Origin of the sequence: Mesorhizobium sp. WSM3873, from assembly GCF_001672445.1 — a bacterium.
Classification (GTDB): domain Bacteria; phylum Pseudomonadota; class Alphaproteobacteria; order Rhizobiales; family Rhizobiaceae; genus Mesorhizobium.
Window position 1 is genome coordinate 21,770 of record NZ_LYTM01000029.1, and the last position, 22,696, is coordinate 44,465.

Annotated in this window: 25 protein-coding genes; 11 read left to right on the forward strand and 14 right to left on the reverse strand. The window is 64.6% G+C overall.

Annotated elements, in window-relative coordinates; translation table 11 throughout:
* The first annotated feature begins 4 nt into the window (after nucleotides 1-4).
* From A9K71_RS18760 to moaB, 4 genes are all read left to right on the forward strand, one after another.
* Complete coding sequence (locus A9K71_RS18760) at nucleotides 5-862, forward strand: S49 family peptidase (protein WP_066999014.1); 858 nt, start codon at nucleotides 5-7, stop codon at nucleotides 860-862.
* Between the two features lie 83 nt (nucleotides 863-945).
* Nucleotides 946-1,131 carry a hypothetical protein gene (locus A9K71_RS18765; protein WP_066999017.1) on the forward strand — a complete coding sequence of 62 codons (186 nt, stop codon included), beginning with the start codon at nucleotides 946-948 and terminating at the stop codon, nucleotides 1,129-1,131.
* A gap of 26 nt (nucleotides 1,132-1,157) precedes the next feature.
* Nucleotides 1,158-2,039 carry a 4-(cytidine 5'-diphospho)-2-C-methyl-D-erythritol kinase gene (locus tag A9K71_RS18770; protein WP_066999020.1) on the forward strand — a complete coding sequence of 294 codons (882 nt, stop codon included), beginning with the start codon at nucleotides 1,158-1,160 and terminating at the stop codon, nucleotides 2,037-2,039.
* The gene (moaB, locus tag A9K71_RS18775; RefSeq protein WP_066999023.1) at nucleotides 2,039-2,587 is read left to right on the forward strand and encodes a molybdenum cofactor biosynthesis protein B; all 549 of its coding nucleotides are present in this window, start codon (nucleotides 2,039-2,041) and stop codon (nucleotides 2,585-2,587) included. Before A9K71_RS18770 ends, moaB begins: the two co-directional genes overlap by 1 nt.
* 14 nt (nucleotides 2,588-2,601) lie before the next feature.
* Here moaB and A9K71_RS18780 read toward each other — a convergent pair whose 3' ends face one another.
* A complete protein-coding gene (locus A9K71_RS18780) occupies nucleotides 2,602-3,576 on the reverse strand; it encodes a hypothetical protein (protein ID WP_066999080.1) in 975 nt (324 codons plus the stop codon).
* Between the two features lie 195 nt (nucleotides 3,577-3,771).
* Entirely contained in the window at nucleotides 3,772-4,275 is a 504-nt protein-coding gene (locus A9K71_RS18785; protein WP_066999026.1) for a glycosyltransferase, read from the reverse strand.
* 148 nt (nucleotides 4,276-4,423) lie between these two features.
* Between A9K71_RS18785 and A9K71_RS18790 the strand changes: the two genes are divergently transcribed.
* Together A9K71_RS18790 and A9K71_RS18795 are read left to right on the forward strand one after the other, a co-directional pair.
* Complete coding sequence (locus A9K71_RS18790; protein WP_066999029.1) at nucleotides 4,424-5,578, forward strand: PA0069 family radical SAM protein; 1,155 nt, start codon at nucleotides 4,424-4,426, stop codon at nucleotides 5,576-5,578.
* Between the two features lie 254 nt (nucleotides 5,579-5,832).
* Entirely contained in the window at nucleotides 5,833-6,531 is a 699-nt protein-coding gene (locus tag A9K71_RS18795) for a ribonuclease HII (protein WP_066999032.1), read from the forward strand.
* Between the two features lie 220 nt (nucleotides 6,532-6,751).
* On the opposite strand, the gene A9K71_RS18800 is transcribed toward A9K71_RS18795, so the two are convergent.
* From A9K71_RS18800 to A9K71_RS18830, 7 genes are all read right to left on the reverse strand, one after another.
* Nucleotides 6,752-7,243, reverse strand: coding sequence for a F0F1 ATP synthase subunit B (locus A9K71_RS18800; protein ID WP_066999035.1), 492 nt, complete (start codon nucleotides 7,241-7,243; stop codon nucleotides 6,752-6,754).
* Nucleotides 7,244-7,253: 10 nt separating this feature from the next.
* Complete coding sequence (locus A9K71_RS18805; RefSeq protein ID WP_066999038.1) at nucleotides 7,254-7,835, reverse strand: F0F1 ATP synthase subunit B; 582 nt, start codon at nucleotides 7,833-7,835, stop codon at nucleotides 7,254-7,256.
* Nucleotides 7,836-7,897: 62 nt separating this feature from the next.
* Nucleotides 7,898-8,122, reverse strand: a complete 225-nt coding sequence (locus A9K71_RS18810; RefSeq protein ID WP_066999040.1) for a F0F1 ATP synthase subunit C — start codon at nucleotides 8,120-8,122, stop codon at nucleotides 7,898-7,900.
* A 79-nt stretch (nucleotides 8,123-8,201) separates the two neighbouring features.
* Nucleotides 8,202-8,963 carry a F0F1 ATP synthase subunit A gene (locus tag A9K71_RS18815; RefSeq protein ID WP_066999043.1) on the reverse strand — a complete coding sequence of 254 codons (762 nt, stop codon included), beginning with the start codon at nucleotides 8,961-8,963 and terminating at the stop codon, nucleotides 8,202-8,204.
* Nucleotides 8,964-9,028: 65 nt separating this feature from the next.
* The gene (locus tag A9K71_RS18820) at nucleotides 9,029-9,421 is read right to left on the reverse strand and encodes an AtpZ/AtpI family protein (protein WP_066999046.1); all 393 of its coding nucleotides are present in this window, start codon (nucleotides 9,419-9,421) and stop codon (nucleotides 9,029-9,031) included.
* A 290-nt stretch (nucleotides 9,422-9,711) separates the two neighbouring features.
* Nucleotides 9,712-10,893 carry a cell wall hydrolase gene (locus tag A9K71_RS18825; protein ID WP_066999048.1) on the reverse strand — a complete coding sequence of 394 codons (1,182 nt, stop codon included), beginning with the start codon at nucleotides 10,891-10,893 and terminating at the stop codon, nucleotides 9,712-9,714.
* Nucleotides 10,894-11,033: 140 nt separating this feature from the next.
* A complete protein-coding gene (locus A9K71_RS18830) occupies nucleotides 11,034-12,308 on the reverse strand; it encodes an MFS transporter (RefSeq protein ID WP_066999083.1) in 1,275 nt (424 codons plus the stop codon).
* A 118-nt stretch (nucleotides 12,309-12,426) separates the two neighbouring features.
* Here A9K71_RS18830 and A9K71_RS18835 point away from each other — a divergent pair, with 118 nt between their 5' ends.
* The gene (locus tag A9K71_RS18835) at nucleotides 12,427-13,344 is read left to right on the forward strand and encodes a LysR substrate-binding domain-containing protein (protein ID WP_066999086.1); all 918 of its coding nucleotides are present in this window, start codon (nucleotides 12,427-12,429) and stop codon (nucleotides 13,342-13,344) included.
* A 108-nt stretch (nucleotides 13,345-13,452) separates the two neighbouring features.
* Here A9K71_RS18835 and der read toward each other — a convergent pair whose 3' ends face one another.
* On the reverse strand, nucleotides 13,453-14,880 hold the full coding sequence (der, locus tag A9K71_RS18840) for a ribosome biogenesis GTPase Der (protein WP_066999051.1): 1,428 nt from the start codon (nucleotides 14,878-14,880) through the stop codon (nucleotides 13,453-13,455).
* Between the two features lie 6 nt (nucleotides 14,881-14,886).
* A complete protein-coding gene (locus A9K71_RS18845) occupies nucleotides 14,887-15,552 on the reverse strand; it encodes a tetratricopeptide repeat protein (protein WP_066999055.1) in 666 nt (221 codons plus the stop codon).
* 201 nt (nucleotides 15,553-15,753) lie between these two features.
* On the opposite strand from A9K71_RS18845, the gene A9K71_RS18850 reads away from it, so the two are divergent.
* The gene (locus A9K71_RS18850) at nucleotides 15,754-16,758 is read left to right on the forward strand and encodes a polysaccharide deacetylase family protein (protein ID WP_066999058.1); all 1,005 of its coding nucleotides are present in this window, start codon (nucleotides 15,754-15,756) and stop codon (nucleotides 16,756-16,758) included.
* A 69-nt stretch (nucleotides 16,759-16,827) separates the two neighbouring features.
* On the opposite strand, the gene sbmA is transcribed toward A9K71_RS18850, so the two are convergent.
* The 3 genes from sbmA to A9K71_RS18865 all read right to left on the reverse strand — a co-directional run bounded on the left by sbmA (nucleotide 16,828) and on the right by A9K71_RS18865 (nucleotide 19,640).
* Nucleotides 16,828-18,087 (reverse strand): peptide antibiotic transporter SbmA, encoded by a 1,260-nt coding sequence (gene sbmA, locus A9K71_RS18855; RefSeq protein WP_066999060.1) that lies wholly within the window; start codon nucleotides 18,085-18,087, stop codon nucleotides 16,828-16,830.
* Nucleotides 18,088-18,209: 122 nt separating this feature from the next.
* The gene (locus A9K71_RS18860; RefSeq protein WP_066999062.1) at nucleotides 18,210-19,370 is read right to left on the reverse strand and encodes a YbfB/YjiJ family MFS transporter; all 1,161 of its coding nucleotides are present in this window, start codon (nucleotides 19,368-19,370) and stop codon (nucleotides 18,210-18,212) included.
* Nucleotides 19,371-19,442: 72 nt separating this feature from the next.
* Nucleotides 19,443-19,640, reverse strand: a complete 198-nt coding sequence (locus A9K71_RS18865; protein ID WP_066999065.1) for a hypothetical protein — start codon at nucleotides 19,638-19,640, stop codon at nucleotides 19,443-19,445.
* 93 nt (nucleotides 19,641-19,733) lie between these two features.
* Between A9K71_RS18865 and A9K71_RS18870 the strand changes: the two genes are divergently transcribed.
* The 3 genes from A9K71_RS18870 (at nucleotide 19,734) to A9K71_RS18880 (ending at nucleotide 22,415) form a co-directional block, all read left to right on the forward strand.
* On the forward strand, nucleotides 19,734-20,648 hold the full coding sequence (locus A9K71_RS18870) for a LysR substrate-binding domain-containing protein (RefSeq protein WP_066999068.1): 915 nt from the start codon (nucleotides 19,734-19,736) through the stop codon (nucleotides 20,646-20,648).
* A gap of 140 nt (nucleotides 20,649-20,788) precedes the next feature.
* Nucleotides 20,789-22,045, forward strand: a complete 1,257-nt coding sequence (locus tag A9K71_RS18875) for an aminopeptidase (RefSeq protein WP_066999089.1) — start codon at nucleotides 20,789-20,791, stop codon at nucleotides 22,043-22,045.
* Nucleotides 22,046-22,067: 22 nt separating this feature from the next.
* Nucleotides 22,068-22,415 (forward strand): DUF488 domain-containing protein, encoded by a 348-nt coding sequence (locus tag A9K71_RS18880; protein ID WP_066999070.1) that lies wholly within the window; start codon nucleotides 22,068-22,070, stop codon nucleotides 22,413-22,415.
* The last annotated feature ends 281 nt before the right edge of the window (nucleotides 22,416-22,696 follow it).

Sequence of the window (22,696 nt, forward strand, 5' to 3'; positions counted from 1 at the left end):
TTTCGTGAAACGCTTCTTCAACCGCCTGCTGCCGAAATCCTGGCGCTCGACAGTCGTCACCATTCCGGTCATCCGGCTGCATGGCACGATCATGCCCGGCGGCGGCCAGTTCCGGCCAAGCCTGTCGCTCGCCTCGACGGCCGGGCTCATCGAGAAGGCGTTCGGCTTCGACGCGCCGGCGGTTGCGATTTCGATCAACTCGCCGGGCGGCTCGCCGGTGCAGTCGCGGCTGATCTTCAAGCGCATCCGCGACCTGGCGGCAGAGAAGGACAGACGAGTGCTCGTCTTCGTCGAGGATGTGGCGGCCTCCGGCGGCTACATGATCGCAATCGCCGGTGACGAGATATTCGCCGATCCTTCCTCGATCGTTGGCTCGATCGGCGTCGTCTCCGCCTCCTTCGGCTTCCCGGAGTTGATGAAGAAGATCGGCATCGAGCGGCGCGTCCACACCGCGGGCCAGAACAAGGCCGTGCTCGACCCCTTCAAGCCGGAAAAGAGGGAAGACGTCGAGCGGCTGAAAGCCTTGCAGCTCGAAGTGCACGAGACCTTCATCGATCTCGTCAAGGAACGGCGCGGCACCAAGCTCAAGGACGACCCGGATCTGTTCACCGGACTGTTCTGGACCGCCAAAAAGGGTCTCGAGCTCGGCCTCGTCGATGCGCTGGGCGACATGCGCAGCGTGCTCAAGACCCGTTTCGGCGAAAAGACGCAGCTCAGGCTGATCACCGCGCCGCGCGGGCTTTTCGGCCGTTTCGGCTTGTTCGGATCGCGTTTTTCGGCGCCGGACATCGCCGCGGCCGCGGCCAGCGGCGTCATCGATGCGGCGGAAGAGCGCGCGCTGTGGGCGCGCTTCGGGCTTTGAAAAAGCCATGATTGCGTCTAGCATGGCCGCTTGACCGACCCATCCGGCCGGCCTTGCCGCGAGAACGCGGGAGGAGTTGTGAGATGCCGCAGATCATTTTCTTCGTTGTCGTCGGCGCCGCCGCCTATTTCGGTTATCGCGCTTTCGTACGCGAGGCCGAGCGCGTGACGGCCAAGATCCGGCGCACCGAGAAGCAGGCGGCCAACGGCACGATGGGAACGCTGGTCAAGGATCCGAAGACCGGCGAGTACCGTCTGGCCAAGGACTGAACACCATCTCGCCAGCAGCCGACATTCTGGAGGCCGAGGCCAAGTCCCGGACATGGCTTGCGCCCGCCAAGATCAACCTCGCGCTGCATGTCACCGGACGGCGCGCGGACGGTTACCACCTGCTCGATAGCCTTGCCGTGTTCACGCGCTTTGGCGACCGGCTCGAGATCGAGCTGGCCCAAGACGATGCGTTTTCGGTGTCTGGCCCCTTCGCCGCCGGCGTGCCAATCGATGGCGACAATCTGGTACTCAAAGCTCGCGACGCGTTGCGGCGGGAAGCCGGCGCGCAACAGACGCCACCAGTCGCCATCCGGCTGGAGAAGAACCTGCCGGTCGCTTCCGGCGTCGGCGGCGGCTCGAGCGACGCGGCGGCGGCGCTCAACGGCCTTTCGCGCCTCTGGAAGCTCGACATCGGGGAGGCGGGGCTGGCGCGGATCGGGCTGACGCTCGGCGCCGATCTGCCGATGTGCCTCAAGGCAAGGCCGCTCATTGCGCGCGGCATTGGCGATGAAGTGTCGCCGCTGACGGAGTTTCCGGCGCTGGCGCTGGTCCTCGTCAACCCGGGCGTCGCCGTTTCGACACCCGAAGTATTCAAGGCACTTTCCGGACCTGACAATGCGGCATTGCCGCCGCTGCCCGGCCGGCTCGATTTTCACGGCATACGCAATTGGCTGGACACGACGCGGAACGATCTCGAACCTGCCGCTCGCGCCATCCAACCGGCGATTGGCGATGCGCTCAAGGCGCTGAAAAAAGTGGGAGCCGCCTTTGCCCGCATGTCGGGCTCCGGCGCTACCTGCTTCGGCCTGTTCGAGACTGGCAATGTCGCCAAGCGCGCGGCGATCGACATCCGCCGCCGCCATCCCGGTTGGTTCGTGGCCGCGACGCGCAGCATGGAGACCGACTGATGGCCAACGAAAGCCGCCCCTTCATCCCGGTGCGCATCGCGGTGCTGACCGTTTCCGACACGCGCAGCCTGGCCGAGGACAAATCCGGGCAGATATTGGCCGACCGCATCGCAGAGGCTGGCCATATACTGGTGGCTCGCGACATCGTCACCGACGACCGCGAGAAGATCCGCGAAAAAGTGCTCGCCTGGTCGAGGGATGAAACGGTGGACGTCGTTATCACCACGGGTGGCACCGGCTTCACCGGCCGCGACGTAACGCCGGAAGCGCTGGAGCCGATTTTCGAAAAGCGCATGGACGGCTTTTCGGAAGTCTTCCACCGGATTTCCTATGACAAGATCGGCACATCGACGATCCAGAGCCGGGCGACCGGCGGCGTCGTCAACGCCACCTTTATCTTCGTGCTGCCGGGCTCGCCCGGCGCGTGCAAGGATGCTTGGGACGGCATCATCAAGGCGCAGCTTGACTACCGGCACATGCCCTGCAACTTCGTCGAGATCATGCCGCGGCTGGACGAGCACCTCAGGCGCCGCGGCAAGCCGGAGTAGCGGCCCCGTCCGGCTCAGCGGATGACCGGCTCGCCGTGGAAGCGGCGGCGCGACGGCCGCGAGACGCCGAAGCCGATTTCCATCATCAGCCGCGGCGTATGCGCCGGCACCGTTCCCATATGGAAGCCGAACGGATCCTCGACGAAGCCGAGGCCCGCCTCGCCCGTCAGCGTCACAGGGCTTTCCGGACCGTAGACGTCCAGCACGTCTTCCGCGGGGTGGCCGACCAGAAGCGTGAGCTGGTGCTTGAGCGCGCGGCGCCTGTGGCTGCCGCGGACATAGACATGCGGGCCGGTGCCGGCGTCGACCGGCACCAGATAGAAGAAGAATTTCAGCATCCGCCAATCGTCGAGATCGAAATGGTATTTGCCGAGCGAGGCGAGATTCTTGTCGGCATCCGAGGCCTTGCCGGTCGGAAAGCTCCACCACACGCGCGTCGTGATCAGTTTCGCCTGGCCGCCGAGATAGTGCTGCGCGACCTCGAGGAGCAGCGGATCCCGCTGGATGGCAAGCGCCGCCGGGCAATCGAGAATGCGTTCGAAATAATGCCCGCTGAGCAGCGAGCGGCCGAAACGCTTCTCCGCCTCGGCATGGTCGCCCGGCATGAATTCGAGACGGCGGTCGAAATTGCCGAAACAGGGCGTGCGCTGCGCAAAAACGGCGATCTCCTCATGGATCGCCGACGGCAGCGTGAACCCCGAAAACAGTCCATCGGAGCGAAGCGCCGCGACCACCGCCTCGCGATCGACGCCGGCAAACATCGTCTCTCCCGCATTGTCGAGCGGGCGGACGCGTCTGGCGACTAGCCAGTGCATGCGGCGCCCCGGCATGGTGCGCGCCAGCACGAACATCGGCAGCCAAGCCGGATTTTCGCGTAGATCTTTCAGATAGGTTGGGATGCGCACGGCGATGCGCCTGAACAGGCTGCCATTGCGGGCGATCGCCTCGAGGTTGGCCGCGCCTGAATTGTCTGGAGTACCAAGGTTCATCGGGTTCCTCGTATGCATGGCGTCCATCGAAGCGCCAGCCGTCTGCCGCTTCATCGTCACCCAATCCCGATTGTCCCGCTTCAAGCAGATGCTAATTCACCGCAGTTTTTTGTGCAATGCACAATAGAATGGGCCGGCAAAAGTTTGGCGACCTCTTCTATCTTCTCGCCTTCTGGAGAGGAGGAGGGCGTGCGCTCACTTCGGCGGCGCCACCCAGATTTCGGCATTCAGCCTTCTGGTGGCGAGGCCGCGCGCCAGGGCTTCGGCGCTGCGGGCGCTTTTCGCCAGCGCCGTGGCCTGGAGCTTGCTGATGACAAGCCCCTCCTCCAGAGCCCGGTTGCCCGAAAAAACCCGGACCAGAAACGGCGTGCGATTGCCGCGGGCGCGTGAAAAACGCGCCGGCATCGTCTGCCTCGCCGCGTGAGCGACGACGTCGTCGATCCAGCCTTCGGCGAGCCGGGCGCCGGGTTCCAGAAGCAGCAGCCAATCGCCCTTGGCCTGGCCGATGCCCGTTGCGATGCCGCCGGCGACAAGGTGGCAGCCGGCATGCTCGGCGACGCGATGCGTCTGGTCGGTCGAGCCGGTGTCGCAGACGATGACGTCGCGCACCACGCCCTCGACCGCGCCGCCGATCAGCGAGGCCAGCGTGCGGGCAAGGCCTTCTTCGTCGTTCCTGGTTTCGATGAGGACGCTGAGCATTTTAGCCGAATAGCGGAAAGCGCGGCGCTGCGCCAGTTGCGCGTTCTGAACGAGAAAGTTCTTGCTTTGTTCTCATTGGTAAAATAGGAATAGTTTCATGAACAGAGCGATTCGACAGCCTGCCGACAGTCCCTGGGAGAGGGCGAAAATGGAACAGATCGTGCGCGCCGACATTGCCGCTTTCGGAGCAGGCAGAGCCGAGATGGCAAATGCAATGATAGAACAGAGCGGCATGCGCGTGCGGCCGGACCGCAATCGCGGACGCTCCGCGGGCATCAATCCGTCCGGCCGCTTCGAGCCGGTCAGCCGGCATGTGTTCGACGATGGCTGGAACTCGCTGGAGGAACTGCCGCCGTTCAAGACGGAGGTGCAGGTCGAGAAGCCGCGCACCATCATCACGCGCAACGAGTCGCCGGACATTTCCTTCGATCGTTCGATCAATCCCTATCGCGGCTGCGAGCATGGCTGCGTCTACTGCTTTGCCAGGCCGACGCATTCCTTCATGGGCCTGTCGCCGGGGCTCGATTTCGAATCCAAGCTCTTTGCCAAGCCGGATGCGGCGCGAATGCTGGACAGGGAATTGTCGAAGCCCGGCTACCAGCCGCGCACCATCGCCATCGGCACCAACACCGATCCCTATCAGCCGATCGAAAAGCAATACCGCATCATGCGCGAGATCCTGGAGGTGCTGGAGGCGCGCGGCCATCCGGTCGGCATCGTCACCAAGTCGGCACTGGTGACGCGCGATATCGACATCCTGTCGCGCATGGCCGAACGCGGCCTCGCCAAGGTGGCGCTGTCGGTGACGACGCTCGACCGCATGCTGGCGAGAACCATGGAGCCGCGCGGCTCGACGCCGACAAAGCGGCTGGAAGCGATAAGGCAGCTTTCGGATGCCGGCGTCCCCGCCTCGGTGATGGTGGCGCCGATCATTCCCGGCCTCACCGATCCGGAGATGGAGCGCATCCTCGATTCGGCGCGCGCCGCCGGCGCCAGGGAGGCAGGCTATGTCGTGCTGCGTCTGCCGCTCGAGGTGGCGCCGATCTTCAAGGACTGGCTCTTGCGCCATTATCCGGATCGCTACCGGCATGTGATGTCGCTGATCCGCTCGATGCGCGACGGCAAGGACTACGATTCGGAATGGGGCAAGCGCATGAAGGGCGCCGGACCCTATGCCTGGCAGATCGGCCGGCGCTTCGAGATCGCCGCCAAGCGGCTCGGACTCAATGCCGAGCGGCGGCAGCTTCGGACCGACCAATTCGTCGCAGGCTCCGGCGTCGTCGAGCAGTTGATGCTGCTGTGAAGACAATGCCGGCCGCGAAGGCCGGCGCCAAGGCAACTCGGGAGGCAGAGTTTTGCGCGCGGATTGCGATCCGCTAACCCTCTGTTTTGATGTAACTTCGTACGGAAAGCCCGCTACGCACTTTTGCTGGAATTGCTCAAGAATCCCGTCCGGCCCAGTCCCCCGGCCGTGAGACGGTGCCCTCCCGGTCCGACGCCCCATCCGACCCGGAGGGACTTGCGGAGAATCGGAGCCGATGCGAACCTCGCCGCACCATGGCTCGCGCGCGTTCCGATTCTCCGCTTCTCTTCGAAATGGTCGAGAAGCCCGACTTTTCGATTGAAACGAAAGCGATGGCCGAGGGGCTGTGGCCGGTAGCGGGGATGGACGAGGCGGGCCGCGGGCCGCTTGCCGGTCCGGTGGTGGCTGCGGCCGTGGTGCTCAACCCGGCCAACATTCCCGAAGGGCTCGACGATTCCAAGCGCCTCACCCATCTGCAGCGCGAGGCGCTGTTCCTCAAAATCCTGGGCTCGGCGCTCAGCGTCTCGATGGCCTCGATCAGCGCCGAAGGCATCGACAACAGCAACATTCTGAAAGCCAGCCTGGAAGCCATGCGCCGCGCCGCCGCCGGACTGTCGCTGCCGCCCAAACTGGCGCTGGCGGACGGCCGCGACGTGCCGCCAGGGCTCACCTGCGAGGGACGCGCGCTGATCAAGGGCGACCAGCGCTCGCAATCTATCGCCGCCGCCTCGATCGTCGCCAAGGTGATGCGCGACCGCATGATGTGCGGCTGCGGCGGCCATCATGAGCATTACGGCTTCGAAATGCATATGGGCTACGCGACGGTCCGCCACCGGACCGCGATCGAGGCGCATGGCCCGGTGGCGCGACTGCACAGGGCGTCGTTCGCACCGTTCCGGTTTGGCGGCGTCGAGGTGGCGGAAGCGGAAGAGAGCTTCGAGGGAATAGATTAATCTTCCCCGTCGGGGGGAAATGGCCGGCTGGCGGAGAGGGTCGTCGCGCGTGAAGCACCGACGCCCTCTTTGGTCGTACAAGGGGTTGAGCTCTACGCGCAACGACCCCCTCTGTCGCCTTCGGCGACATCTCCCCCTCAAGAGGGGAGATTATTCGCGCCCAAAACAAAAAAGCCGCCGGGTTGCCCAGGCGGCTTCATGTCAGCAACGGCAGAGCCGCTCAGTTCAGCTTGGCCTTCACGTCCTGCAGCGCCGACTTGAACAAATCGGCGCCGGCCTTGGCGTCGACCTTGGCGGCAAGCAGCGCACGGGCGGCCTCGACGGCGATGTCGACGGCGCTGGCACGCACCTCGCCGATCGCTTCGCGCTCGGCCTGGCTGATCTTCTGCTCGGCAAGCGCCGTGCGCCGGGCGACGTAGTCCTCGGTCTTCTTATGCGCCTCGGAAGCAAGGAGCTCGGCCTCGCGCTTGGCGGCGGCGACGATGTCGGCGGCCTCCTTCTCGGCTTCCTTGCGCTTCTGCTGGTATTGGCCGAGCAGCTGCTGGGCCTCTTCGCGCAGGCGGCGCGCTTCCTCGAGCTCGCTGCTGATCTTGGCCGCGCGGGAATCGAGCGACTTTGCGAGCATGCCCGGCACCTTCAGATAGATGACGGCGCCGAGGAAGATGATCAGGGCAATGGTGGCCCAGAGCGTGGCAAGTGATGTGGCGTCCATGATGGCCTCCTCACCGGGTCGCGGATTTGACCGCGGCCGAAATCTCGGCCTTGTCGGTCTTGCCGCCGACCAGCGCCTCGACGATGGCCGACGTGGTGTCCTCGGCGATCGTGCCGACTTCCTTCATCGCCTTGGCCTTGATCGAGGCGATGCTCGCCTCGGCCTCGCCGAGCTTCTTCTCGAGTTCCGCCTCGAGCTTCTTGCGCGTGCTTTCGGCTTCGCTCTTGGCGGCGTCGCTCGCCTGCTGGCCGATCTTGTTGGCGTTGGCCTTGGCTTCCGCCAATTCCTGCTCATAGGCGGCAACGGCAGCGTCCGCCTCGCCCTTCAGCCTGGCGGCGTGGTCGAGATCCTGGGTGATGCGATCGTTGCGGACATCGATGATACCGCCGATGCGCGGCATCACAACCCGCTTCAGGAACAGATAGAAGAGCCCGAAGGTGATGACGAGCCACAGGATCTGCGACGGGAAGGTCTCGGCATTGAACGGCGGGAACGTGCCATGCTCCTCGGCAGGCACGGCGGTGCCCGCATGCGTATCGCCCTCGGCCGTGGCCGGCGCGGATTCTTGCGCAAAGGCAGATGTCACGAACATCTCATTCCCCTGTCCATACGGCGGGGCCGCACCATGCGGCCCCTTTCGTCAGCGCGTGGTTCTTACCTGAAGACCAGCAGCAGCGCGATGAGGAGCGAGAAGATGCCCAGCGCTTCGGTCACGGCGAAGCCGAAGATCAGGCGGCCGAACTGGCCGTCAGCGGCCGACGGGTTGCGGAGCGCACCCGAGAGATAGCTGCCGAAGATGTTGCCGAGGCCGATGCCGGCGCCGCCCATGCCGATGCAGGCGATACCAGCGCCGATAGCAGCTGCTGCAGTTGCGTCCATTTCAAAACTCCTGTGGTTTTCGTAATCGTTGCGGTTGGTACGTTGGGTATGCTGGCGCCGGGGCGCCGGTGAAAATCGATCAGTGGCTCGGGTGCAGAGCGTCGTTCAAATACATGCAGGTCAGCACCGCGAAGACGTAGGCCTGCAGAAAGGCGACCAGCAGTTCCAGCGCCGTCAGGGCAACCGCCATGGCGAGCGGCAGGACCGAGCCGGCGATGCCGACCGCACCCAGTGCGCTGAGGCTGACGACGAAGCCCGAAAACACTTTCAGCGTGATGTGGCCGGCCAGCATGTTGGCGAAAAGACGAACCGAGAGGCTGACCGGACGCGAGACAAAGGAAATGACTTCGATCGCCACCACCAGCGGCATCAGATAGCCAGGCACGCCATGCGGCACGAACAGCTTGAGGAAGCCGAGGCCGTGCTTGGCGAAGCCGTAGACGATGACGGTGCCAATGACCAGGATCGCCAGCGTGAAGGTGACGATGATGTGGCTGGTGACGGTGAAGAAATAAGGGAACAGGCCGATCAGGTTGGCGACCAGCACGAACATGAACAGCGAGAACACCAGCGGGAAGAACTGCATGCCCTGCTTGCCCGCCGCATCGCGCAGCATGTTGCCGACGAACTCATAGGCCATTTCCGAGACCGACTGCAGGCGTCCCGGAATGAGGGCGCGGCTGGCGGTGCTCATATAGAGGAAAGCGGAAGCGACGGCGATCGTCACGACCATGAACAGAGCGGAGTTGGTGAAAGAAATGTCGTAGCCGCCGATATGAAGCGGGATGATCGGATGGATCTGGAACTGGTGGATCGGATCGACCTGGTCAGCAGCAGCCACTTTAAATCCCCGTCAAAGCCACAACCGGCTTCTTAAGTTTCTTTCGCGCCTTGCGGCGCCTTACTTCAGTCCTTCGGTTCGGGCGGCTTGCCGCCCTGGCCGAATTCCGATGCAAGTCCCGACGAACGCAGGACATTGAGTATACCGGCGCCAAAACCCAGCAGCAGGCCGACGATCAGACCCCAGGGCGCGATTCCCGCCAAGCGGTCGATGATCCAGCCCAGGCCGACACCAACCACCACTCCGGCGATGAACTCGCTGGACAGTTTCAGGGCCTGACCGTAACCGGTCGCAGCTTTCGCTTCGTCTTTCCCCTCGAGCCGGTCCGTGCGTCTTGATGCAAGCGATGCTTCAAGCTCGCGCCGGCGGCGCTCAAGTTCGTCGTCGCGGATGGTGGCTTCTGGCTGCCTGCCGCGGCCGGTTTCTCCGGTTCCGTCTGGCCCGTTTTTGTCGGCCATCGCAACCCCCCTGCCCGGGCAGACGATCACCGCCCGTCCGCTTCTAAAGTCGCCGGCAACATAGTTAGCGGGTCCGCGCCCGTCAAGCCACGGGCCGAACTTCAAGGCGATGTATTTTTCCGTTTCAAATCAACGGCTTATTCGGGTGCGACATCGTGCCCGTCACGCCTGTGCGAGGACTCGGCGCGAATCCGGGCGGCAAGCCGCTCCGATCGGTGCGCGCAGCAAACGAGAAAGAGCGTTGCCGCGGGGTGCCGATCAAGCGGCTCAGTTCGAGCCGCCTAAACGGCTCAGCTCCAGCCGCCGCCATAGGTGCGATAGAAGATATGCAGGCCGATCCTGGTCATGCGCTGCATGGCGCGCGCCCAGCCCGGATGAACGTAGTTGGCGTAGTAATGCGTCGAGGATCCGACCTCGGGGATGAAGATCTTGCCGGCGGTCACCGCCATGGCGACATCCTGGGCGGTCTTGTACGCGACCGCGTCGTTGATGCGCTTCTTCCTGCCGTCGCAGGCGAAGGAGAACTGGCAGCGGTTGAACCAGTTGTCGTTCTGGTAGACGACACCGCAGATCGTCTTCGGATAGGCAGGGTTGCGGACGCGGTTTAGGATCACCTGCGCCACCGCGGCCTGGCCGCGCACCGGTTCGCTGCGCGCCTCAAAATAGATGCCCTTGGCGAGGCATTCCTGTTCCGGCTTGGAGAAGACGGCCGCCGGCAGCGGATTCTGCATCCAGGCGTGATCCCCCTTGCCCATTGGCGGAATGAAGCGGCCGTCATTCGGATCGTCCTGCAGCAGAGCCTCAAAGGGCGAGGCCTTGGCATAGTCCGGCGCCGACTGGGCATAGGCGGTGGCGAGGATGTCCGGCTTGTCGTTGTTGACGAGAGCGATGAGAGCCGCCGGCAGATCCGGATCGGGCTTCTTGTCCTCGCGGATGTGGAAGGCCTGGGCGATCTGGATTTCCTTGCCCTTGATGCCGGGCTTGGCGAAAGTCAGCTTCAGGCCGCTGTCCATCGCCGGACGGAGCAGCGAGGAGGTACGCTCGAAGATGGAGCCGGCGCTGAAATTCTTCGGCGGCGCAACCGGCGACACCTGGACGAGGCGGCCCTTCTTGTCGGCGCGCACGACGCGGTCCTCATCGGGCGTAGCGCCGGCGACATTGCCCTTGCCGCGGAGCGCCACCGTGCCAACGCCAGGCAGGTCCACGCCGGAGCCGGAGATCGAGCCCGTGGCGGCCGAATCGACGAACGGCATCTCGGCGGCGTGCACCGAGCCGGCGACGGATTTTTCGACATAGGCATTCCAGCGATGGCTGGGCGACTCCAGCCCGGACACGAGGCTTGCCATATCCTGGTAAGCGACGACGGACGGAAAGCCGACCCAGAAGCCGAGCCCCAGAACCAAAGGAGGAAGGAAGGAACGTTTATTCGCAACGGCGGCGGCGACGAGCCGCGTGAGAACGCGTCGATGCACGGAACTCTCCAGAAACGCTACTGACCCCGGAGAGCCAAAATGAAGCATTAACCTTGATGGGGGGTTAACGGCACCGATCGTGTTTTTTTCATGTTGCAGATAAGCCGGCCTCCGCCAGCTGTGGAAAGCCGGCGAAAACGTCAGGCCGCGCGCAGAAAAATCGGCCATGCGATCGCCGCGCAGATCGCCGCCGCCAGCCACACGCCCGGCCATGCGAAGAGAAGCAGAAGCCAGGGAATGGCGATCGGCACCAGGCAGAAGCCGACAAAGACCAGAGTGTTGGCGAGGCTGAGCGCGGTGCCGACATGGCCGGCTCCGGCAAGTGTCGCAAGCTCGGTATAGGCAACTCCATGCCAGGCCGAGACGCAGATGCCGGCTACGATCACCATAAGGGGCAGGAGCAACAGCAGCGACGGCTGCCTGGCCGCAGCGATGGCCAGAATCCATAGCACCAGGAAGGCCAGCGCGCTCAGCGCGCTGCAGAACCTCAGGAACGGCCTTCGGTTGCGGTGGCGGTCGGTGAAGCGGCCGCTCCAGACGCGCGTCGCCATGGCGCCAGTCTGCACGGCGGCGAGGGTGGCGCTGGTTACCCATGTGCCCATGCCGGCAAAGTCGTGCAGGAAGACGGAGGCAAAGGTGAGCACCGCCACCTGCGGGAAGCAGAGCAGGCCGATAGCTGCCGAGATGCGCCAGACCTCGATGTTGCGCAGCGGCGCCGGGCCGCTCGTGACGGCGGCGGCATGCGCGTCGCCTTGCGTCGGCGGCTCGTGCAGCCAGCGCCAGGCAAAGAAAGCCGAGAGCGCGGAGAGAGCCGCCAGCAGGCCGAAGACGGCGGCGAAGCCGAAGCCCAAGGCTAGCCACGGCAGGACGAGCGCGCCGAGCCCGCCGCCAAGCGGCACCGCCGTCTGCCTGATGCTCATGGCGAAGCCGCGCTCGTCTTCGCCGAACCAGCCCATGATGGCGCGGCCGCTGGAGCCGTTGACGCTGCCGCCGAGCAGGCCTGCAACGAGCAGGCTGGCCGAAAGCAGCACGACACCGGGAGCGGCTGTTTTCGTCGGCACGACGAGGATTGCCATGGCAAAAAGCCACATGGCGGTCGCGCCGAGCCCGGTCAGCAGCACGCGGCGGTCGCCCCAGCGGTCGGTAAGCACGCCCCAGGGCAGTTCGCTGAGCGCCACGCCGAGGCCGAGCAGACCGAGCGCAGCGCCGAGCGAGGCATTGTCGAGATGGTAACCCTGGCGCATCACCACAGCCATCGCCGGGATGCCGGAGAAGGTAGCGGAGAAGCCGGCATTGGCGGCGACGCCGATGCCGAGCACTTTCCATCGATGGGTGGGCCCGAAGGCGCGGCCAGCCGAAGCGGCGGCGCCTGCCGCGGGCCGCCGGCAATCGTTGCGAGTTACGATGGCGGACATGATCTCGTATTCCCTCTGCGCCGGTCGATCGGTCTTGACCGGTCGGATGTAGCGCCATAGCTTCATCCAGAAAATCAGCAAGTTTTTGATCGATTATCCTGAAAATAAGGACGATCTCATGCGACGTGTCACATTCGACCTCGACGTGCTCAGAACCTTCGTCACCGGCATGGAGCTTGGCAGTTTCGCCAAGGCGGCCGAGCGGCTCGGCCGCTCGACCTCTGCCGTCAGCGCGCAGCTGAAGAAGCTGGAAGAACAGGCGGCGACCCCGGTCTTCCGCAAGGCGGGGCGCGGCCTGGCGCTTACCGAAGCTGGTGAAACGATGCTCGGCTATGCGCGGCGTCTCATCGAGCTCAATGACGAGGCGGCCTCAGCTATCCGCGACGTCGAGCTGGAAGGCTGGGTGCGGCTCGGCCTGCAGGAGGACTTCGGCGAGGCCGTGCTGCCGGAGGTGCTCGGCCGGTTTGCCCGTGCGCATCCCAAGGTCCGGATCGAAGCGCGGATCGGACGCAGCCATGAGCTCGCCGAGCGCGTCGTCTCAGGCAGCCTCGACATCGCGCTGGCCTGGCACGACGGCACGATCCTGCCCTACAGCCGGCATGTCGCCGAGGTGCAGGCGCGCTGGATCGGCCCGGCGAAACCGATGCAAGCCGGCCAAGATGGTGAAGCGCTGCCGCTGGTGTTGTTCGAGGCGCCGTGCCTGCTGCGCACCGTGGCGACCGAGACGCTCGACCGCGCCGGCCTCGCCTGGCGCATGGCGTTCTCGAGTCCCAGCCTCGGCGGCATCTGGGCGGCGGTCGCGGCGGGTCTCGGGCTGACGATCCGCACCGATATCGGCCTGCCGGCCACTGTCAGGGCGATCGCGCCGGGCGTGCTCGGCCTGCCGCCCCTGCCGATGATGGCGCTGCATCTGCACCAGAAGGATGCCGAGCTCGATCCGGTGGCGGCACGGCTGGCAGAGATATTGCTGGAGGCGGCGCTGGATACGCTGCCGGAGGGAGCGCGAATCGGTAAGGGGTTGCGAGCGGTCGCGTAGGTTCCAAGCCATTCTTCATCCTCGAGCGGAGCAAGGAGCGAAGCGACACGGCACAGACCCGTGGATGACGACGGGAGGGGGCGCTGCCGACCCTTTCCCACAAAGGGCTCAGCGCTTCTTCGCCCGACCCGCGAAAGGATTCTCCGACGTGCGCAGCGCCATGCGGATCGGCACGCCGGGCATGTCGAAAGCCTCGCGCAGGCTGTTCGACAGGTAGCGGACATAGGATTGCGGCATCGCGTCCGGGCGCGAGCAGGAGACGACGAAACCCGGCGGCCGGGTTTTTGCCTGCGTGACATATTTGATCTTCAGCCGGCGGCCGGCGACGGCGGGCGGCGGATGATGCGCCAGAATGCCTTCCAGCCAGCGGTTGAGCTTGCCGGTCGAGACGCGGCTGTTCCAGACCTTGTGCGTCTTGATGACGGCGTCCATCAGCCGATCGAGGCCGCGCCCGGTCTCGGCAGAGACCGTCACCGCCTGAATGCCGCGCACTTGGGGAAGCAACCGCTCGGTCTTTTCGCGCAGCTCGGCCAGAAGCTCCTGCGGGTTGTCGATCAGGTCCCATTTGTTGAAGGCGATCACCGGCGCGCGGCCCTCGCGAATGATCAGGTCGGCGATTTGCAGGTCCTGCTTCTCGAAGGGGATGGTGGCGTCGAGCACGATGATGACGATCTCGGCGAAGCGGATGGCGCGCAGGCCATCCTGCACCGAAAGCCTCTCGAGCTTTTCCTGGACTTTGGACTTGCGCCGCATGCCGGCGGTGTCGAACAGCTTTATCCGGCGGCCGCGCCAGTCCCAGTCGACCGAGATGGAATCGCGGGTGATGCCGGCCTCGGGTCCGGTCAGCAGCCGCTCCTCGCCGATCAGCGCATTGATCAGCGTCGACTTGCCGGCATTGGGGCGGCCGACCACGGCTATGCGCAGCGGCTTGGTCTCGTCATAGGCCGGCTCGGCGTCGGGGTCGGCGATATCCTCGCCGATAAGCACCTCGCTCACGGCGATCTCATCGCCCGGCTGTTGCGCGTCGCCGAAGGCGCGTTCCTCGCCGAGTGCCGCGATCACCGCATCGCGCAGATCGGGCATGCCTTGGCCATGCTCGGCCGAGACGGGGATCGGCTCGCCGAGGCCGAGCTCCCAGGCTTCCAGCATGCCGCCTTGCGCGCCTCGCGCTTCCGCCTTGTTGGCCACCAGCACCACCGGCTTGCCGGATTTGCGGACCACGTCGGCGAAGGTGCGGTCGTCGGGCATCAGGCCCGACTTGGCATCGACAGTGAAGAAGATCAGGTCGGCCTCGCGGATGGCGATCTCGGTCTGCTGGCGCATGCGGCCGGGCAGCGTCGAGGCCGCCGCATCCTCGAAGCCGGCGGTGTCGATGACGTCGAAGTGAAGATCGTAAAGCTTGGCGGCATGGACGCGACGATCGCGCGTCACGCCCGGCGTGTCATCGACAAGCGCCAGCTTCTTTCCCACCAGCCGATTGAAAAGAGTCGATTTGCCGACGTTAGGCCGGCCGATGATGGCGACTTTGAACGTCATCCGGGGTCACGAAGCGTTGCCCGACCCGCGGATCAGCTCGGACATCAACTGCGCCCGCTGGCGCGCATTGCGCGGGGCGCCGTCATCCGAAGCGATCTGGTCGAACAGTTTCAGCGCATCCGCCGACTTGCCTTCCTTCCAGGCGGCAAGGCCGAGCGCCTCGCGCGCCGAGCTGCGCAGCGGATTGGTGTCGGCGGTGAGCGCCTCGACACGGCTGGAGACATCGGCAAACGAGCCGTGGTCGACCAGCAGCAGCGCCGCTCTCAGCCTCGCCATGTCGCGGATGCCTGCGGGAATGGCGCTGTCGGCCGCGACCGCATCGAAATCCTTGACGGCGGCGTCGACGTCTCCCTTGTCGGCCTTGACGGTCGCCGCCCGCATGCGGGCGAGCAGCGGATAGGCGCCATAGCCATCCTTTTCCAGCTGATCGAGAGCGGCGATCGCCTCGTCGTTCTTGCCGTCATTGGCGAGCTTGAGCGCCTGCGAGAAGGCATCGCCCGACCGGTTGGCGCGGGTCTCGTCCCAGTAGCGGTAGCCGACGAAGGCGGCAGTCGCCACCACGATCAGGATCGCGGCACCGAGCAGGGCCGGACCAAAGCGGTCCCACAGCGCCTGCGCCTGCTCGCGACGAATCTCTTCGTTGACTTCGCGGATAAAACTGTCGTCCGACATCAATCAAAAACCATTGCGGCCCCGGAACGGAGCGCTTCTTGAGCCCCGCGTTTTAGCGAAATTTCGTCGGCATGGAAGGGGGATCGCCGGAAAATCGGCGGAGGCTCCCAGTGCCCCACAGGCCTTGCCGGAACGCATCGATGCTACATTTGGGCGATAGACGGCTTTCCTACAGCCCCAAGGTTGCCCAAAAGGTTGCCAGTGCCACGTTCGTTCCGCGTCCTTGCGTTCAGCCTCGCCTGGCTTGGCTCCGTTGGCACGGCGCTTGCCGATCCGCCGAAACCGATGGCGGCGAAACCAAAGCAGATCGTGCTTATCTCCTTCGACAGCGCACGCGAGATCTCGCAATGGGAGCGCAGCCGCGCGCTGGCAAAGCGCACCGGCGCGCATTTCACGTATTTTCTGTCCTGCGTCTTCCTGCTCTCGCCGAAAACGCGCGCCGAGTACGTCGCGCCCGGCAAGGGTGCCGGCAAATCGAATATCGGCTTCGCCGCCTCGGAGCAGGATGTCGCGGACCGGCTGCAACAGATCCGGCTCGCGGCCGCCGAAGGTCACGACATCGGCAGTCATGCCTGCGGACATTTCGACGGCAAGGGCTGGAGCAAGGCCGACTGGCTGGCCGAGTTCTCGGCGTTCCGCCGCGTCCTCGAAAACGCCTATGCGATCAACGGCATTTCGCCCGAGCCCTCTGGCTGGCGTGAATTCGCCCGCCATGCCGTGATCGGTTTTCGCGCGCCGTACCTCTCGACCGGCAAGGCGCTTTACGAAGCGCTGCCCGAGGCGGGCTTCCAATATGACGCAAGCGGTGTCTCGAACGGCCCTGCCCTGCCGCGCGCAAAGAACGGCACCACCCGCTTTGCATTGCCGCAGATTCCGGAAGGGCCGAAGTCGAAGCCGGTGGTAGCGATGGACTACAACCTCTATGTCCGCCATTCGGGCGGCTTCGAGAAGCCGTCGATGGCGGGCGAGTTCGCCGACCGCGCCTATCGGGCGTTCCGCGCAGCCTTCGATGCGCAATACAACGGCAAACGACTTCCGCTGGAGCTCGGCTTCCACTTCACGCAGATGAATGCCGGCGCCTACTGGAACGCGCTGGAGCGCTTTGCCGGTGAAGTCTGCGTCATGGAGCAGGTCGAATGCATCAGCTTCCGCGACTATATCGAGCGGCAGCGCGGCGGCGATGCACGGGTTGCCGTGGGCGGCTGAGCCGCCCACTTCCAATCTCTTGCCTGGGCGCAATTCCGGACGGAAAGGCGCTCCGCAATTGTTCCGAGTTCAGGCCGGATCCTCCGCGCTCTGCCGCGCGAGATAACGCTGGTCGATGTCTGGCAGCGGCTCACCTTCCAGCGTCGCCTCGAAGGCGCGCAGGCGCTTGTGCACTGACTGCAGCTCGACGATGGTCGACCAGGAATTCAACAGGAACTGCAGCGAATTCGTCACCTTGCCGAAGGCGTTCGAAATCTGGTTCAGCGCACCGAAGGTGATCTTGTGCGCAACCAGCGAGGGCCCGAGGATCAGCAGCGAGAAGATGTTGTCGGCCTGCAGGTAGGTGTACCGGACGACGTTGAAATAGATGTAGTGGAAATAGAGCCTGAAGTAGTTGCGGCGCACATTGTCGAACAGTTCCGTCGTCGTCGCCGGCTGCGCCCGGTCGGGATGATCTTCGCCGTAGACGAGTTCCTTGCGATAGGCGGCCTCGACGCGCTGGTTGCGGAACTGGAGGCCCGGCAGCTTGATGCCGGCGAGCATCACCGAGGCCGTGCCGAATATGCACCACCCCAGCGCGGCAACGACCAGGGGCTGCGGCACCGCGCCCAGGATCGGCAACTCGGTGATGTGCGCTTGCAGCTGGATCATCACCGGCAGGAAGGCGATGAGGGTCATGATCGACTGGACGAAGCTCGAGCCCAGGTCCTCCATGATCTGCGAGAAGCGCATCGTATCTTCCTGGATGCGCTGCGAAGCGCCCTCGATGTGGCGCAGCCGGCCCCAGTTCGCCATGAAGTAGTCGTTCATCGCCGTGCGCCAGCGGAAGATCCAGTGGCTGACGATAAAGGCGTTGACCACCTGCACGTTCATGCCGACCAGCGCCAGCCAGGAGAAGTCGGCCAACCCCCTGTAGAACTCGATGTCAGTTGATGGCGTCGTTCCCGACATCAGCCCCTGGACATAATCGAAGAAAGGTCCGTACCAGTTGTTGACGGCGACGCTGACCTGCACGTTGAAATAGATGAAGAAGAGAATGACGGCGGTCATCAGGATCGACCAGTTCTGCCACGGATGCGGAGCATACCAGCTCCAGAACGCGTAGAAGATCGCCACACAGGCCACGAAGTACATGTAGAACCACAAGAACGGCTTCGACCATAGAACCGCGATGCCGATGATGGGCGGCGCACCCGCAGCCGCCGGCGGCATGCCGAGGATGGCGCCCAGCTGTTCGCCGCCGAAGAACCAGAACAGGATCGCCGCAAGGCTCCAGAGGGCGGCCGAGGTGAAGAAAAGCTTCGGCTGCGGGAAGAAGGATACGAACACTGTGGCGGGTTTCCTCGGTCTGACCGCAAATCAGCGGCGTTGCTGTTCGGCGGGCATAAGGTCACACATTACTGGGAAAGAAAATGCCCGGCCCGGCGCCCGGCACCGAACAAGACCACAAATCATGGCGATTTTGGTGCAGCCGACCAGGCAACGACGCCGGAGACCAGCAGAGCGGCAGCCGCCATCGTCGAGGCGAGCACATAATTGCCCGAGGCCTGGGCGAGCAAGCCGGCGGCAATCGGACCGATGATCTGGCCGAGGCCGAAGGCGGCGGTCATCACCGCGAAGGTGCGGCGCGGCGCCTGCGGCGCAAGCTGCCTTGCCGCCTGCAGGCCGAACGCGGTGATGGCGATGAACGTGCCGCCGAGCAATATAGCAGCCAAAAGCGGCCCACTGAAACCTTTGATGACGACGCTGGCGATGACGCCGACCACTTCGACCATGCAGCTCACGGCATAGGCCGTATAAAGCCCGATCCTGCCGGCGAGCTTTTGCCAGAACCAGGTCGAGGGGAAGCCGGCAAGACCGGCGATCATCCAGACCGAGGCCTCGAAGACACGTCCGCCGCCGTCCTGGCGAACGATGGCGACCAGAAAAGTGGCCGTCACCACATAGCCCAAGCCGAACAGCCCATAGGCAAGGATTATCTTCGTCAGCGATCTATCCTTCGGCAACGCCGGTTCAGGCCCATCGACGCCATTGGCGGGCGTGGCGGAGCCCGCGAGGATCGCGACGAGGAGCAGGCCGACAGCGGAAATTGCTCCCGACCATAGCCAGCCCGCGGGCCAGCCGGCATGGGCCGTGACGAGGATGGCCAGCAGCGCCGAGGACGCCGCAATGCCCAGGCCGACACCGCCGAAATGCAGCGCTTGCAGATCGCCGCGGCCTGCCTTTGCAAGATGGCTGAAGACGATCGACGACATGAAAACCATGACGAAGGCGCTGGCCAGGCCGGCGAGAAAACGAATGGCGAGGAAAGCGGCCATCGTCTCGTTCAGTCCCATCAGAGCTGCGAGCACGGCGCTCGCGGCAAGGCTTGCGAACATCAGCAGACGCTCGCGGCCATGCGCCCAGCCGCCGGCTGCGGCAAGCGCGCCAATGAGATAGCCTAGATAGTTGGCGGAAGCGATCCAGCCGGCGTCTGCCGGCGTCAGGTGCAACTCTTCCATCATGCCGGGCAGGATCGGGGTGTAGACGAAGCGGCCGATGCCCATGGCGACGGCGAGAGCCGTCATGCCGGCGAGGGCAAGGCGCAAGGGAGATGGCGAAGCGGCTTTCATTGCAGCGCAGCATAAATGTGTGCACGTGCGAAACAATGCGATTGCGTTGGGCCAGGCCGGCTTGGCCCGCCTTCAGCGGCAAGCCGTCTCGTACACCGTGCGGCCGGCCGTGAGCCGGAACGGCATATCGCCGAGCTCGCGCTCCGACATGGCGTCCAGCACCGGATGCGACAGAGGATCGACCGTCCAGCGGGCGATCTCGCCGTCCTCCTGCCAAGCCTGTCTTGGCTCAGCGCCGGAAAGCCCCTTCAGCAAAGAGAAAATCTTCATCGACCTGTTCCAAAGCCCGGTTTGCCTCGCTAGAATCCGCTTTTTTGGCACGTTTCAATTGAGATTTGGAACCAGCCAGTTTAGAAAAACTGGATGACGATCCTGAACCGTGTCCACCTCAATGGCTTGCGTGCCGTCGAAACCGTTGTCCGCGTTGGATCGCTTGCCGCGGCGGCTGCCGAACTCAATGTCTCGGTCAGCGCCGTCAGCCAGCAGATCAAGCGCACGGAAAACCAGCTGGGGCAGGCGCTGTTCGAGCGGACGTCCGGCGGACTCGTGCCGACGGAATTCGGGGTCGTTTTCACGGCCCGGCTGAGCGCCGGCTTCCGCGAGCTTGCGCAAGCGGTGGCGTTGGCCGGCGAGGCAACGGAATGCACCCTGGTTGTGTCGGTGGCGCCCGCCTTCGCCTCGAAATGGCTGTTGCCCAGGCTGTCGCGGCATTTTGCCCGCCATCCCAACGTGCTCTTGCGCATAGACGCTTCAGGCAGGCTCGCCGATCTCGACCATTCCGATATCGACATTGCGATTCGGATGGGCGACGGCGCTTGGCCGGGAGTAAACGCGGAACTGCTTTTGGCGCAGGAAGTGTTTCCGGTCTGCGCACCAGCGATCGCGGCCAAGCTGAACTCGATCGAGGACCTGGCGCGGACCTGCGCCATCACCGACGAGCGGGCAATGATCAGCTGGGATAGCTGGTTCAAGGCGGCCGGCGTCGACCCGGTCACTTTCCAAAAAGGCGCGCGCTTCACCGATCCGATGCTCTGCCTGGAATCTGCAATCGCCGGCCATGGCGTGATGCTCGCCTGGCAATTGCTGACCGCCGATGCGCTGGCCGATGGCCGGCTGGTCGCCCCCTTCGGGGTGCGAGCTGAAAGCGGGCTCGGCTACTGGATGGTGACCTCGGCCACCAAAAGCGAAAGCCGAAAGGTGCGCGACTTCAAGGCTTGGGTCCGCGAGGAGATCGAAGCGACCATGGCGCAGATCCGGGCGCTCGACAGCGCCGCCTGAGCTCGTTTGAGCATGATCTTGTCCGAACACCGCCATGCACTTTTCGCGATCATGCCTGGAGGCCCAGTTGATCGCGGTGGAAAGGCCAGGCGCAGCGGTCTATGTAAGGACCAGACCCCAAAAACATGGCAGGCAGGATCATGACCACACATTCGCGCGGCGTCTCGGCAACCATCGACCCGGTGAAGCTCGACAGGCTGGCCGAAGTCGCCGTCAAGGTCGGGCTGCAGCTGCAGCCGGGACAGGACCTGGTGCTGACGTCCTCGATCGCGGCGCTGCCGCTGACCCGGCGCATCGTCGAGCATGCCTATAAGGCCGGCGCCGGGCTGGTGACGCCGATCTTCAACGACGACGAGATCACGCTGGCGCGTTTCCGCTATGGCGCCGACGCCGGCTTCGACCGCGCCGCCGGCTGGCTTTACGAAGGCATGGCGAAAGCCTTTGCCAACAATGCGGCACGGCTTGCGGTGCGCGGCGAGGATCCGTCTCTGCTGTCGGCGCAGGACCCGGCCAGGGTGGCGCGCGCCAACAAGGCGAATTCGATGGCGTACCAGCCGGCGCTCGAAAAAATCACCGGTTTCGACATCAACTGGAACATCGTCGCATATCCGGATGTTGCCTGGGCTCGCCAAGTGTTCCCGGGCGAGCCCGACGATGTTGCGGTGGTGAGGCTCGCCGACGCGATCTTCTCGGCCTCGCGCGTCGATGTCGAGGATCCGATCGGCAACTGGAAGGCGCACAACGCGGCCTTGGCCGAGCGCACGAAATGGCTGAACGAGCACAATTTCGACGCACTGCATTTCACCGGACCGGGCACCGACCTCACCGTCGGCCTGGCGGAAGGTCATGAGTGGATGGGCGGCGCTTCGACGGCGAAGAACGGCATCACCTGCAATCCGAACATCCCGACCGAGGAAGTCTTCACCACGCCGCATGCGAGGCGCGTCGAAGGCCATGTTTCCTCGACCAAGCCGCTCTCCTACCAGGGCACGCTGATCGACGAGATCTCGGTGCGCTTCGAGGTCGGTCGGATCGTCGAGGCCAAGGCCTCGAAGGGCGAGGACGTTCTGAAAAAGGTGCTGGACACCGACGAGGGCGCGCGCCGGCTCGGCGAAGTGGCGCTGGTGCCGCATTCCTCGCCGATCTCGAAGAGCGGGCTGCTGTTCTTCAACACGCTGTTCGACGAGAACGCCGCCTGCCACATCGCGCTGGGACAGTGCTATTCGAAGTGCTTCGTCAACGGCGCCTCGCTCAGCCAGGACGAGATTGCCGAGCGCGGCGGCAACAAGAGTTTCATCCACATCGACTGGATGATCGGCTCGGACAAGATCGACATCGACGGCGTCGGCAAGGACGGCAGCCGCGTGCCGGTGATGCGCAAGGGCGAGTGGGCCTGAGAGACCCGACGCGGAGACAGCCTTGGACGTAGCGGTAAAGCGCGTCTACGACGCGTCGGAGAGGAGCGACGGCCAGCGGGTGCTTGTCGACCGCGTCTGGCCGCGCGGCGTCTCCAAGAAGGACGCCGCGCTGGACCTTTGGCTGAAGGAGATCGCGCCGAGCACCGAACTGCGCAAATGGTTCGGGCATGATCTCGAACGATGGCCGGAGTTCCAGAAGCGGTACTGCGCCGAGCTGGACGGCAACGAGGAGGCTGTGGCGCAGCTGCGAGAACTGCTGCGCCACGGCAAGGTGACGCTGCTCTTCGGCGCGCATGACGAGGCGCATAACAATGCGGTGGCGTTGATGGGGTATTTGCGGAGGGAGTAACCTCTCTCTCGTCGTCATCCTCGGGCTTGACCCGAGGATCCATGCCGTGACTGTCACCGAAGGACGCAACGGAGCAGAACTCTTAACCGCACAACGCTCTAGCGTCGCGGCATGGATCCTAGGGTCTGCGCGCGCCGCTTCGCTCCTTGCTCCGCCCTAGGATTGTTTGAGAAGGATCGGGTAGTTTGGCGGCCGGGACTGCGGCCCATCACAGCCAGCAGTCCCGGCGGCAGGCGACCGTCCCTAGGATCGGGTAACGCCCGACGTCATCATGGTCCCTG